A 13665-nucleotide genomic window follows, 5' to 3' on the forward strand; every position below is an offset into this window, starting at 1 on the left:
CTTGGGTTTCACTGCGCTGCCTGGTCTGCACCAGGGAGTTTGATCTCTACGTACGCTTCGTCACGGATCTGACGCAGCCAGGTTTGCAGCTCTTCGTCGTATTTGCGGTTACGCAGTACGGTCATTGCTTGCTGCTCGCGAGCCTGTTCGGTGCTGTCGGTGGCGCGACGGCCAAGGACTTCCAGAACGTGCCAGCCGTATTGGGTCTGGAATGGCTTGGACAGCTGACCTTGTGGGGTATTGGCCATCACTTGGCGGAATTCCGGAACCAGTGCGTTCGGGTCGATCCAGTTCAGGTCGCCGCCGTTGAGGGCAGAACCTGGGTCTTCGGAATAACTCTTGGCCAGTGTGGCGAAGTCTTCACCCGCTTCGATACGCGTGTAAAGCGACTCGACCAATGCCTTGGTTTTCGCTTCGTCGCGAATCGGGCTCGGCTTGACCAGGATGTGACGCACATGCACCTCATCACGGGTTTGGGCTTCGCCACCACGCTTGGCCAGCAGCTTGAGGATGATGAAGCCACCCGGCGTGCGTGCAGGCTGAGTGATGTCACCGACGGCCATGCTGCTCAGTTCGCGATCGAACGGAGGTGGCAATTGCGCGGCCTTACGCCAGCCCATGTCGCCGCCTTCCAGCGCGTTGTCGCTGGCAGACTTGGCCACGGCCATCTGACTGAAGTCAGCGCCTTGCTTGAGCTGCTGGTAAACCTCCATGGCCTGACGCGCGGCGTTCTGAATTGCTTCAGAGTTGGCGCTTTCCGGGGTCGGAATCAGGATGTTGGCCAAGTGCAGTTCTTCGGACAGTTGCATCTTGCCCAGGTCGGAGGCGAGGAAGTTCTTCACTTCCTGCTCGGACACCTGAATGCGTTCGGCTACACGGCGCTGACGGACACGGCTGATGACCATCTCGCGGCGGATCTGGTCGCGAGCATCGTCATAAGACAGGCCGTCGCGAGCCAGAGCCGAGCGGAACTGGTCTACGGACATGTTGTTGCGCTGGGCGATGGTGCCAACCGCCTGGTTCAGTTCTTCGTCGGTGATGCGGATGCCGGAACGTTCGCCGATCTGCAGTTGCAGGTTTTCGACGATCAGGCGCTCAAGCACCTGCTGATCCAGCACGCCAGGTGGCGGCGAGCCGCCACCGCGCTTGGCGATGGTCTGCTGAACTTCGTGGACACGTTGGTCCAGTTGGCTCTGCATGACCACGTCGTTGTCGACGATCGCTACCACTTTATCGATGGACTGTACTGCGGCGTTGGCCGCAGTACCCAGGAACAGCGCGCCCAGCATCAGCGGGCGCAGACAATCAGAAAGCTTGGTCTTCACGTTCACGATAACCTTGAATGCCTTTGTCGAGGAAGCTCTCTACCTTGGCGCCAGTGAGGCCACCGAGTCCCTTCAGAACAATTTGGAGGAAGACGCCATGGTCGCCTTTTTCGTTTTGCGGAGCTTCCTGACTGAATTCGTCGTAGGAAACCCAGTAACGGTTGATCAGGCGCAATTTCCAGCAGCAGTTGTCGTACTCGAAACCACCGAAGGCTTCCAGGGTACGGTTGCGGTTGTAGTCGTACTGCCAGCGGCTGATTGCGTTCCACTGCGGAACGATCGGCCAGATGACCGAGAAGTCATGCTGCTGGATCTTGTAGTAGTCCTTCACATAGCCAGGCTGGCCCGGGGTGCCATAGTCGCCACCACCCACCGACCATTTACCGGTGTTCTGGTCGTAACGAACCTGGTCATTGCGATAGCGATAGCCGACGTTGATAACCTTGTTCGGGTTGTCTTCAGGCTGGTAATGGAACATCGCACTGCCGGACCGTGGGCTGCGGCTGTCCGGATCCCAGTTGTAGTCGGCCGTGGTGCGCCAATCGCGGTTCCAGCGGTATTCGTATTCCAGAGCGTACGGCGAAACGTTGGATTGCGCGTCGTCACGGGTCTTGGCGTCGATGCCTGGTAATTGGACTTCACGATCCTTGAAGTACAGGGCCTGACCAACACTGATGCGTTGACGTTCGAAACCGTCGTCTTCGATCCAGCGGCTGGTTACGCCCAGCGACAGTTTGTTCTCGTCGCCGACACGGTCGGAGCCGGAGAAGCGGTTGTCACGGAACAGCGATGCGTAATTGAAGGTGTATTCGCTGGTGTCGAACACTGGAATATCTTCTTGGTCCACCTCAGGTACATACAGGTAGAACAGACGTGGTTCCAGGGTCTGGCGGTAGTTCTTGCCAAAGAACGACGTGTTGCGGTCGAAGTAGAGGCCGCTGTCGACGCTGGCAATAGGTACGCCGCGATTCTGGTTGCTGTCGAACGTGCCGTTAAGCTTGCGTTGCTCTGGTGTCATCGCAGCGATCTGCGATTTACCGGTACCGTCCAGATCAAGTTGATACTGGGTGTACTGATATTTGAGCGATGGCTTCAGGAAGCCATATGTCCAGTTCATCGGCAGGCTGACACCTGGCTTCAGATTCAGACGATCGCCATTGGCACGGTCCAGGCCTCGAATGTTGTTGTCCAGACGAGGCTCTGTCGTAACGCCATCTTCCTGAGTAAATGTGCCAGTTTTCAAATCACGATCAAACCGCACAATCTCGGTCTCGTAATCGAAATTCAAACCTTCCGGATGATATGGCAGTTGACCATTGAAGGTGATCTGCGGCAGACGACCATACGGTGTGATGTTCGAAACAGTAGCCAGTTGGTACTGCTGAGCATTCAAACGTGCGGTGTAACTGTCGCCACGATAGGTGACCGAACCCTGCTGATTCACGAAGTCGCTGGACTTGACACCAATCTGATCGGTTTCCAGATCCTGGAAGTAATACGGATCGCTGATCTTGGTGTAGTCCACCTGGGTGAGCACGCGGGAGTCGAGACCGCCCTTGTGCTGCCAGTTGTACATGTAGCGGGTTTTTTCGTAATCGGTCTGCTTGCTGCGATCGGTGTTGTCGTCGTTGAGGTACGCAGCGCCGAACTGGCCTTCACTCGATTGGGTCAGATAACGGAACTCGCCTTCCACCAACATGCCACGCTTGCTCATGTAACGCGGGTACAACGTGGCATCGTAGTTCGGCGCCAGGTTGAAGTAGTACGGGGTTACCAGTGTGAAACCGGTATCGGTGCCGGTGCCAATGGTCGGCGGCAGGAAGCCCGACTGGCGACGGTCATCGATCGGGAAGTAGATGTACGGCGTGTACAGAATCGGAATGTCTTTTACGCGCAGCGTCACGTTGGTCGCGGTACCGAAGCCGGTGGCCGGGTTCAAGGTGATGTTGTTGCCCTTGAGCTGCCAGGCGTTGCTGTTCGGTTCGCACGTGGTGTACGTGCCGTCCTTCAAACGGATGATCGCGTTTTCGGCACGCTTGGCGTACAGCGCGCTACCGCGGATGCGCGATTTGTGCATCACGTATTCGGCGTTATCGACCTTGGCTTCACCGGTGTCGAGCTGCACATCGGCATGGTCGCCGACGATCAGTGCGCCGTTGTCGCGGATACGCACATCGCCATTGAGTTCGGCGCGGCTCTCGGCCTGATAAAGGCTGGCCTCGTCGGACTCGACCTGCATGCTGCCCTGACGCAGGACGACATCACCGGCCAGCGTACCGACTTGATCATCGGTGTTATAGCGCGAAGCTTTTGCGCCGATAAAGGTCGGTGCATCGCTTTTGTTCGTCTTGTCATTCATGCCAGGACGAGTGGGTTCGATGTAAGCACCAGAGCAGTAAGGACCGGTCTCGGCCAACTGGGCGGCGGTGAGCTTCTCGCGCGGAACCCAGTCGAGGTGACTGAAGTCTTCGCTACGGGATTTCAAACCACGGCCTTTGGCCTCGGTGACCAGCGCTGGCTTGGCGCCAGTGTCGGCAACCGAACCGTTATCGCTCGGGGCGTCGCCGGTAGCGCTGACGGCACTGCCGTCATGCACTGGACGTGGTGGCAATGCAGCCGCCGACGTCTTGGGCGCACAGTCCCAACCACCCGAAGCCGATACGGAGCAGTCATACTGCTCGGCGGCGACAACGAATTGACTGGCCAGAGGTTGCATAGCCAGCAGACTGCCGGTTATCAACAATGGAAATTTTTTACGAAACGCGGGGGATTTCAATGCCATCTTATTAGTCCGGGCTTCCTGCGTGCCATCTGCCCGCGGTGGTGGGCCGCACGCCTCTCGATGGTCTGAAAAAGATGCTGGATAATAAAGCATGACCCGCTTGACGGCTAGCGCCGTCGGAGACCCTTGCAATGCCTGACCAAGATGTACGCTTGCAACACCTGAAAGTTTGGCTCGATGAGCAGTTGGCAATCCTGTTTGCAGATCAGGGCTGGGGCGCCGTGCCCCCGGCCACGTTGACCGCGGCCAGTAGCGACGCGAGTTTTCGCCGCTACTTCCGCTGGGAAGGCGCGGGTCGCAGCTTCGTCGTGATGGACGCGCCGCCACCCCAGGAAAACTGCAAACCGTTCGTGGATATCGCCTTTTTGCTGGCGAAATCCGGAATAAATGTGCCAAAAATTTATGCCGAAGACCTCGATCGTGGATTTCTTTTGCTCAATGACCTGGGCAACAAGACCTATCTCGACGTAATTGACAGCGAAAATGCTGACGCATTGTTCAGCGATGCCCTGCAAGCGCTGTTGGCTTTTCAGCAGTTGCCGATGGTTGCGCCGCTGCCGAGTTACGACGTTGCGTTGTTGCGCCGTGAGCTGGAACTGTTCCCCGAGTGGTACGTAAAGCGTGAACTGGGCGTCGAACTCGATTCGACCCAACAGCAACAGTGGCAGCGCATCAGCGACTTGTTGATCGACAGTGCGCTGGCGCAACCCAAAGTGCTGGTGCACCGCGACTACATGCCGCGCAACCTGATGCTCAGCGAGCCGAACCCCGGCGTGCTGGATTTTCAGGATGCGGTCTATGGCCCGGTGACCTACGACGTGACCTGCCTGTTCAAGGACGCCTTCCTCAGTTGGCCTGAAGAACGCGTACGCGGCTGGCTGGAAAGTTACTGGCAGCAAGCCTCGGCGCTGAACATTCCGGTACAGCCGGACTTCGAAGACTTCCTGCGCGCCAGCGACCTGATGGGCGTGCAGCGACATCTGAAAGTCATCGGCATCTTCGCGCGGATCTGCCATCGCGATGGCAAGCCACGTTACCTCGCCGATGTGCCGCGTTTTTTCTCTTATATAGAAGCAGTGATCGCTCGCCGTCCCGAACTGGCAGAACTGCAAGCGCTGTTCACCAGCCTGCGTGGCGGAGCGAAGGCATGAAGGCAATGATTCTGGCGGCAGGCAAAGGCGAGCGCATGCGCCCGCTGACCCTGACCACTCCGAAACCGCTGGTGCGTGCCGGCGGCGTTCCGCTGATCGAGTATCACCTGCGCGCCCTCGCGGCGGCCGGCTTCAACGAAATCGTGATCAACCACGCCTGGCTCGGTCAGCAGATCGAGGATTACCTGGGCGACGGTTCGCAGTTTGGCTTGAGCATCCAGTACTCGCCGGAAGGCGAGCCGCTTGAAACCGGCGGCGGGATTTTCCGCGCGCTGCCGTTGCTTGGCGACGATGCGTTCCTGGTGGTCAACGGTGATATCTGGACCGATTACGACTTCAGCGTGCTGCACCAGCCGATCAACGGTTTGGCACATCTGGTGCTGGCGGATAACCCGGCGCATCACCCGACCGGCGATTTCTCGTTGGTGGAGGGGCGGGTCATTGACGGCAAACCGGATGCGGCGACGCTGACCTACAGCGGCATCGCCGTGCTGCATCCGCAGTTGTTCGATGGCTGCACTGAGGGTGCTTTCAAACTGGCGCCGCTACTGCGCAAAGCCATGGCGGACGGTGAGGTGACGGGCGAGCGTCTGAAAGGTCATTGGGTGGATGTCGGTACGCATGAGCGTCTGGCCGAAGCTGAAACCTTGATAGAAGCGAGCCGCTGATATGTTGTGGCCAGGGACTCTGATTGGAGCCGGGGCGGGTTTTGCAATCGCCAGCATTCCGGGGGCCATGCTTGGGGCGTTGTTGGGGCAGGCGCTGGATCGGCGTTTGCACTTGCAGAGCTGGGGGCATTTGCGGGAGAAACTCGGCGGTCGGCCGATGCTGCGCAACGACGAATTGTTGTTCGTCTTGCTCGGACGTTTGGCCAAGAGCGACGGACGAGTCGCGGACGGGCATATCCAGCAGGCGCGTAACGAGATGCGCGCGCTGGAAATGAGCGAACCGGCGATGCGTCGGGCAATTGTTGCGTTCAATCGCGGCAAGTCCGGCGGCGATAATCTGCGCGGATACCTGCGGCGTCTGAGTGCGCAGCCGCATGCGGCTGAAGGTGTGTTACGTGCGTGTTGGCGCATGGTCTGGGCGGACGGGCGGGCCGGCGTCAGTGAGCGTGAGTTGCTGGCGCAGTGGGGCAAATGGCTGGGCTGGACGCCTCAGCAGGTGCAAGCGCTGGCCAGCGATTACGAACCGGGCAAGCGGCCCATCGTCAGTGCAGCGGTGACTTATCAGGATGCGATGCGCCTGCTCGGCGTATCAGCGAATAGCGAACCGGCGCAGATCAAACGGGCTTATCGACGGCTGCTCAGTCGTCATCACCCGGACAAGATTGCCGGCAGCGGCGCGACACCGACGCAGGTGCGTGAGGCGACCGAGAGGACTCGGGAGTTGCACAGTGCGTATACGTTGATTCGTGAACGGCGGGATTTTCGTTAGCCGTTAGAGCTGGTTTGTCTGCACCGGCCTCTTCGCGAGCAAGCTCGCTCCCACAATTGATTTGTGTATACAGACCCAATGTGGGAGCGAGCTTGCTCGCGAATGAGGGCAATTCGGTCTATCTGTCAATCCGTGTTTTGCGGATTCAACCAGCCGCGCACCCGGCGGAACAACTGTTCCTGCTCGGCCTTGTTATCCGGCAGCGCCCTGAGCGCCACTTGGCTGTACGCCGGCGTCTTCAAACGCTTGCTTGCTTGCATACGCTCCAGCGCCGCGTTGCGATCCAGCGGTTTGTCCATGTAGAAAATATCCGCCGTCGGCAGCTTCAGCGTTGGCGTCAATTCCGCCAGTGGCGGCTTGGCCTTGGCCGGAGCTTGCGCGTCGACCATGACAAATTTCTCCACCTGCGCCGTCTGTCGCTCGCTCAGGTAACGCGCTGCCCAATAGGCGCCAGTTCCGTGGCCGAGCACAATAATGCGCCGTGCACTCTGCTGTTCGGCGTAGGCAATGGCGGCGTCGATCCGCGCGAAGATGCGTTCGGCATCGGCTTTGGACTGTTCTTCAGTCGTCTCGGCCACCACTTGATCGGCGACTTCCGCCTCACCGCCAGCCGCCTGTTCGATCGGTTGCGCTGTGGTGGCATCCTTACTGCCGGTTTCCGGCGCTTTCGGCGCCGCTGCGGCTTCGACTACGCGTGGCGCAATGGCATCGCTTTGCAGATCGGGCAGGGTAATACTCAGGCTGCTCCACTCGGCATTCGGCAATTTCTGTCGCAAAGGACCAATTGCCTGAGGCCAGTCAGCGGTCTCGCCCGCGCCCGGGACGATAATCACTGCGCCTTTGGGTTCAGCCGTGTTGGCTGGTTTCCACAGGGCCAGAAAGGTCTCGCTGGCGGCCTGCAACTGTTGCTGTTCTTGCGCTGGCACTTTACGTTCCAGTGCTGCGGCTTCTTCCTGACTACGCTCTAGCAATGGCTGGCGTTCGGCCGGTTTTTCTTCAGCGGGTTTTTCCTTGGCGGCGGCTGGGGCCGGATCGGCCGCGTTGACGGAAAACGCGCAAGGCAGGATCAGCGACAGGCACAATGCTGGCAGTGCCAGGCGGTAAACAGAGGGCATCGGTTATTCCAGGCCAGAAAGTATCCCGGCAGCCTAATGGGTTGGTCAGATTTTGTCAGTGTACGAGACTTCAATGAAGCGATTTTGCTGCCTGTGGGTTATCGGCTGTTTGTGGCTTCCCTTGATGGGCCGGGCGGCGCCTGCGCCACCGGCGCACATCGCGCAACTGTCGGCGAGTGAGCAGCAATGGCTCGCGCAGCACAAAGATTTGCGTGTCGGGCTGGTGTTGCAGGCGCCGTACGCGCAATACGACCGGCGCTTGCAGCGGTTGTCCGGGGCGAATGTCGAATTGATGAAGTTGCTGGCCCAGGCGCTCAATGTTGAGCTGAGCTGGCGTAATTTCCCGGATCTGGCGCAATTGGAAGCAGCGGTGCGCGATGGCGAAATCGACATCGCCCCGGGGCTGACCCAAACGCCCAGTGCGCTGCGCCTGTGGCAGTTCTCCGATCCGTACATGCGCGTGCCGCAACTGGTGGTCAGCGATCAGAAAGCCAGCGGCGTGGTGGATCTGGAAAAACTCGACGGTCAGACCCGCGTCGCCGTACGGATGCCAAGTACCACCGCCGACTATTTGCGCGGCAACTATCCCCAGTTGAACCTGCAAGGCGTGCCGCTGGAACGTCAGGCGTTGCAGTTGTTGTTGAGTCAGCAGGCGTCTTATGCGGTGGTCGATGAAGCGCAGCTCGGTCGACTGTCAGTGGAACCTGAGTTCGCTGAGCTGGTGGTGGTCGGCGACATTGGTCTGCCGCAGTTGCTGCGCGTGGCTTCGCGCCGGGATTGGCCGGAACTGGCCGGTATCGTCCAGAGCGCATTGCGTGCGATCCCGGCCAAGGATCTGGAACGCCTGCACAGTCAATGGTTACAACCGAAATACCCGCGGTTGTCGGAGTCGCCGGGGTTCTGGCAGAACCTCAGCCTGTTGTTCGCCGTCATGCTGCTCAGTTGCATGGCGATTGTGTTTTGGCTGCGCCGTCAGCAGCACAGCCTCGAACAGCGCCTGCTCGCCGCACGCGAAGACATTGCCTTGCGCGCAGCCAGTGAAGAGGCGCTGCGGCTGACGCAGTTTTCCATCGACCAAAGTACTGTCGGCATTCTTTGGGTCAACTGGGACAGCCACGTGCGCTACGCCAATCGGGCGGCGGAAAACATGCTCGGTTACCCATCAGGCGGGCTGATCGAGCGGCCGTTGATCGATTTCGAACCGGGTCTGCACATGGACCGTTGGCTCAACCTGTGGAAACGCGCGCGGGCCAGTGAAGAAGGGCCGCTGAGTTTCGAAACCAGTTGTGTGCGCGCCGATGGCAGTGTTTTGCCCGCGGACGTGTCGCTGAGTTTTCTGCGCTTTCGCGACAGTGAGTATCTGGTGGTATACCTCACCGACGTCACCGACCGCCGTCGGGCATTGGCCGCGTTGCAGGAAAGCGAGGCGCGGCTGCAAGGCATCGCCGCCAACGTACCGGGGCTGGTCTTTCGGCTGGAGCGGGCGCCGGTCACCGGGCAAATCGACTTTGCCTACATCTCCGAGGGCAGCGAGAGTCTGGTCGGTTATGCCCCGGCGGCCATTGCTCACCGTGACATGGGTCTGCGCAGTCTGGTGCATCCGGACGACAAGGCCAGTTATCACCAGACTCAGGATCAGGCGCTGGACACCGACAGCGACTGGTCGTGGCAGGGTCGAATCCTCACGCGCCAAGGCGTGCAGCGCTGGGCTGAAATCAAGGCGATCACCCGACAGCTTGAAGACGGTGCTTATGTCTGGGATGGCATTGTCTGGGACATCACCGAGAGCAAGCGCATCGAGCTGGAACTGGCGTCATCGCGTGAGCAATTGCGCGAACTGTCGGCGCACCTTGAAAGCGTGCGCGAGGAAGAGAAGGCGCGAATCGCCCGCGAGGTTCACGATGAACTGGGGCAGATGCTGACGGTGCTGAAACTGGAGACATCGATGTGCGAATTGGCCTACGCGCAACTCGACCCCGGTCTGCACGAGCGGTTGAACAGCATGAAACGCCTGATCGCCCAGTTGTTTCAGTTGGTGCGCGATGTGGCGACGGCGCTGCGGCCGCCGATTCTCGATGCCGGGATTGCATCGGCCATCGAGTGGCAGGCGCGACGGTTCGAGGCGCGTACGCAGATCCCGTGTCTGGTGCAGGTGCCGGACAATCTGCCGCCGCTCAGTGATGCCAAGGCGATTGGCTTGTTCCGGATTCTCCAAGAGGCGCTGACCAATGTGATGCGTCATGCCCAGGCGCATACTGTGGAACTGACGCTGGTGCTGGAAGGCGACGAATTGTGTCTGACGGTCAGCGATGATGGCGTAGGATTTGTCGCCGCGGCAGGTCGGCCAACTTCGTTTGGTTTGGTAGGTATGCGTGAGCGGGTGCTGATCATGGGCGGGCGGTTGACGCTTGAGAGTGAGCCGGGGGAGGGCACCAGTCTGAATGTGTGGGTGCCGGTGAGTGAGGTCTGATTTTTGCGGTGTCAATGCCGGCCTCTTCGCGAGCAAGCTCGCTCCCACATTCGACCTGTGTACATCATCCACTGTGGGAGCGAGCTTGCTCGCGAATGATCTTGGCTCTGAGGTAAGAGGAGAAGAACGTGATCCGTGTACTGGTAGCCGAAGACCACACCATCGTCCGCGAAGGCATCAAGCAATTGATCGGCCTGGCCAAGGATCTGCTGGTGGTGGGGGAGGCGAGCAATGGTGAACAATTGCTCGAGACCCTGCGCCATGTGCCGTGCGAGGTAGTGTTGCTCGACATTTCCATGCCCGGGGTCAATGGGCTGGAAGCAATCCCGCGAATCCGTGCGCTGAATAATCCGCCAGCGATTCTGGTGCTGTCGATGCACGACGAAGCGCAAATGGCCGCGCGTGCACTGAAGGTCGGTGCCGCTGGGTATGCGACCAAGGACAGTGATCCGGCGCTGCTGCTCACTGCCATTCGTAAAGTTGCGGCGGGCGGGCGTTATATCGATCCGGATCTGGCCGACCGCATGGTCTTCGAAGTCGGCCTGACTGATTCGCGGCCGCTGCATTCGCTGTTGTCCGAACGCGAGTTCTCGGTGTTCGAACGCCTGGCCCAGGGCGCCAACGTCAACGACATCGCCCAGCAACTGGCCCTCAGCAGCAAAACCATCAGCACGCACAAGGCGCGGCTGATGCAGAAGCTCAACATCACCTCGCTGGCGGAACTGGTCAAATACGCCATGGAGCACAAACTCCTTTAGTCATACTGCAAAACTGTGGGAGCTGTCATATCCATTTGCGACACCCTGCAAATCCGCTTTGGCCTGTTCTTGCGGCTCGCAGCTTCTCGCCCACCGCTGCCATGTCCAATCGCGCCATCCTTGTAGGGCAATCCCTACCCCAATCCTTCCATCCGGCTGAGGCGATTCTCTCCTGCGCCCCGATTTGCGTGCCTGTCAGCAACCACTAGGCTGGATACACAAGCAGTCATCAACAACAAAGGTGTGGGTATGAGCCAGGTCGATACAAGCGCAGGGGTCAGTGATGTGCTGGTCAGCTTTCGTGGAGTGCAGAAGAGCTACGACGGCGAGAACCTGATCGTCAAAGACCTCAACCTGGACATTCGCAAAGGCGAATTCCTCACCCTGCTCGGGCCATCCGGCTCCGGCAAGACCACCAGCCTGATGATGCTCGCCGGTTTCGAAACGCCGACCGCCGGTGAAATTCTCCTGGCCGGGCGCTCGATCAACAATGTGCCGCCGCACAAGCGCGATATCGGCATGGTGTTCCAGAACTACGCGCTGTTTCCGCACATGACCGTGGCCGAAAACCTCGCGTTCCCGTTGAGCGTGCGTGGCCTGAACAAGAGCGATGTCAGCGACAAGGTCAAGAAAGTCCTGAGCATGGTCCAGCTCGACGCCTTCGCCCAGCGTTATCCGGCGCAATTGTCTGGCGGTCAGCAGCAACGTGTGGCGCTGGCCCGTGCGTTGGTGTTCGAACCGCAATTGGTGCTGATGGACGAACCCCTCGGCGCCCTCGACAAACAGCTGCGTGAACACATGCAGATGGAGATCAAACACCTGCACCAGCGCCTCGGCGTGACCGTGGTCTACGTGACCCACGATCAGGGCGAAGCGCTGACCATGTCTGATCGCGTCGCCGTGTTCCATCAGGGCGAAATCCAGCAGATCGCGCCGCCGCGCAGCCTCTACGAAGAACCGAAGAACACCTTCGTTGCCAACTTCATCGGCGAGAACAACCGCCTAAACGGCCGTCTGGTCAGCCAAAACGGCGAGCGCTGCGTGGTCGAGTTGGGCCGTGGCGAGAAAGTCGAGGCGCTGGCGGTCAACGTCGGTAAGACCGGCGAACCGGTGACCCTGTCGATCCGTCCGGAGCGCGTCAGCCTCAACGGTTCCAGTGACCAATGCGTCAACCGCTTCTCAGGGAGGGTGGCGGAATTCATCTATCTGGGCGACCACGTCCGGGTGCGCCTGGAAGTCTGCGGCAAGACTGACTTCTTCGTGAAACAACCGATTGCCGAGCTCGATCCAGGGCTCAGCGTCGGCGACGTGGTTCCGCTTGGCTGGCAGGTCGAGCACGTTCGCGCGCTTGATCCGCTTTTAGAGGCGAACTGATCGCCCCCCGGCAATACCAACACCAACCCTGCACGTGGAGAGAACAATAAATGTTGAGATCCCTGAAGTTCACCGCCCTGACCCTGGGCCTGATGGGTGCGGCGAGCGCAATGGCCGCTGGCCCGGATTTGACCGTGGTGTCGTTTGGCGGGGCGAACAAGGCTGCGCAAGTCAAAGCCTTCTATGCACCGTGGGAAGCGGCGGGCAACGGCAAGATCGTTGCTGGCGAGTACAACGGCGAGATGGCCAAGGTCAAAGCCATGGTCGACACCAAGAGCGTGTCGTGGGATCTGGTGGAAGTTGAATCGCCAGAACTGTCCCGTGGTTGCGATGAAGACATGTTCGAGCAACTTGACCCTGCGCTGTTCGGCAAGACCGAAGACTACGTCAAAGGCGCGATCCAGCCGTGCGGCGTTGGCTTCTTCGTCTGGTCGACGGTACTTGCGTACAACGCCGACAAGCTGAAAACCGCGCCAACCAGCTGGGCCGATTTCTGGGACACCAAGAAATTCCCGGGCAAACGTGGCCTGCGCAAAGGCGCCAAGTACACCCTCGAATTCGCTTTGATGGCCGACGGTGTGGCACCGAAAGACGTCTACAAGGAGCTGGCCAGCAAGGGCGGTCAGGATCGTGCGTTCAAGAAGCTCGATGAGCTGAAACCAAGCATCCAGTGGTGGGAAGCCGGCGCGCAACCGCCGCAGTATCTCGCTTCCGGTGACGTGGTCATGAGCTCGGCCTACAACGGTCGCATTGCTGCGGTGCAGAAAGAATCCAACCTGAAAGTGGTGTGGAACGGTGGCATCTACGACTTCGATGCATGGGCCATCCCGAAAGGTCTGGACGCCAAGCGTGCTGAAGCGGCGAAGAAATTCATCGCCTTCTCGGTGCAGCCGCAGCAGCAGAAGATCTACTCGGAAAACATCGCCTACGGCCCGGCCAACACTCAAGCCGTACCGCTGCTGGCCAAGGAAGTCCTGAAAGACATGCCGACCACCCCGGAAAACATCGCCAACCAGGTGCAGATCGACGTCAGCTTCTGGGCTGACAACGGCGAGCAACTGGAACAGCGCTTCAACTCCTGGGCTGCGAAGTAACCCGAGGGCTTGCCCTCCTGTGGGAGCGAGCTTGCTCGCGAAGGCGTCAGTACATGCACCATTGATGTCGACTGACACTCTGCTTTCGCGAGCAAGCTCGCTCCCACATTTGGATCTGTGTGCATCAATCGAACGAGGTGGTTCGTCACCTCTGTAACG

General features: G+C 59.6%; 10 protein-coding genes. 7 read left to right on the forward strand and 3 right to left on the reverse strand.

Annotated elements, in window-relative coordinates; genetic code table 11:
- Positions 1-8: 8 nt before the first annotated feature.
- Entirely contained in the window at positions 9-1331 is a 1323-nt protein-coding gene (gene surA, locus ACIQVE_RS23440) for a peptidylprolyl isomerase SurA (protein ID WP_402812816.1), read from the reverse strand.
- Positions 1306-4107 (reverse strand): LPS-assembly protein LptD, encoded by a 2802-nt coding sequence (locus ACIQVE_RS23445; protein ID WP_402812818.1) that lies wholly within the window; start codon positions 4105-4107, stop codon positions 1306-1308. The genes surA and ACIQVE_RS23445 overlap by 26 nt, the downstream gene beginning before the upstream one ends.
- A 131-nt stretch (positions 4108-4238) precedes the next feature.
- Here ACIQVE_RS23445 and ACIQVE_RS23450 point away from each other — a divergent pair, with 131 nt between their 5' ends.
- From ACIQVE_RS23450 to ACIQVE_RS23460, 3 genes are read left to right on the forward strand one after another with little or no spacing between them, the layout of a single operon-like run.
- Positions 4239-5258, forward strand: coding sequence for an aminoglycoside phosphotransferase family protein (locus ACIQVE_RS23450; RefSeq protein WP_402812820.1), 1020 nt, complete (start codon positions 4239-4241; stop codon positions 5256-5258).
- Positions 5255-5926, forward strand: a complete 672-nt coding sequence (gene murU, locus ACIQVE_RS23455; protein WP_402812823.1) for an N-acetylmuramate alpha-1-phosphate uridylyltransferase MurU — start codon at positions 5255-5257, stop codon at positions 5924-5926. Before ACIQVE_RS23450 ends, murU begins: the two co-directional genes overlap by 4 nt.
- 1 nt (position 5927) lies before the next feature.
- The gene (locus ACIQVE_RS23460) at positions 5928-6695 is read left to right on the forward strand and encodes a TerB family tellurite resistance protein (RefSeq protein WP_402812825.1); all 768 of its coding nucleotides are present in this window, start codon (positions 5928-5930) and stop codon (positions 6693-6695) included.
- Positions 6696-6820: 125 nt separating this feature from the next.
- Here the strand turns inward: ACIQVE_RS23460 and ACIQVE_RS23465 are convergent, their stop codons facing one another.
- Complete coding sequence (locus ACIQVE_RS23465; RefSeq protein ID WP_402812827.1) at positions 6821-7810, reverse strand: alpha/beta hydrolase family protein; 990 nt, start codon at positions 7808-7810, stop codon at positions 6821-6823.
- Between the two features lie 73 nt (positions 7811-7883).
- Between ACIQVE_RS23465 and ACIQVE_RS23470 the strand changes: the two genes are divergently transcribed.
- The 4 genes from ACIQVE_RS23470 (at position 7884) to ACIQVE_RS23485 (ending at position 13506) form a co-directional block, all read left to right on the forward strand.
- The gene (locus ACIQVE_RS23470; RefSeq protein WP_402812829.1) at positions 7884-10280 is read left to right on the forward strand and encodes a PAS domain S-box protein; all 2397 of its coding nucleotides are present in this window, start codon (positions 7884-7886) and stop codon (positions 10278-10280) included.
- Positions 10281-10408: 128 nt separating this feature from the next.
- Positions 10409-11038, forward strand: a complete 630-nt coding sequence (locus ACIQVE_RS23475; RefSeq protein ID WP_003210977.1) for a response regulator transcription factor — start codon at positions 10409-10411, stop codon at positions 11036-11038.
- 249 nt (positions 11039-11287) lie between these two features.
- On the forward strand, positions 11288-12412 hold the full coding sequence (locus ACIQVE_RS23480) for an ABC transporter ATP-binding protein (RefSeq protein WP_402812833.1): 1125 nt from the start codon (positions 11288-11290) through the stop codon (positions 12410-12412).
- Between the two features lie 50 nt (positions 12413-12462).
- A complete protein-coding gene (locus ACIQVE_RS23485; RefSeq protein ID WP_402812836.1) occupies positions 12463-13506 on the forward strand; it encodes an ABC transporter substrate-binding protein in 1044 nt (347 codons plus the stop codon).
- Positions 13507-13665: the final 159 nt, after the last annotated feature.

Source organism: Pseudomonas sp. NPDC098747 (genome assembly GCF_044760045.1).
Taxonomy (GTDB): domain Bacteria; phylum Pseudomonadota; class Gammaproteobacteria; order Pseudomonadales; family Pseudomonadaceae; genus Aquipseudomonas.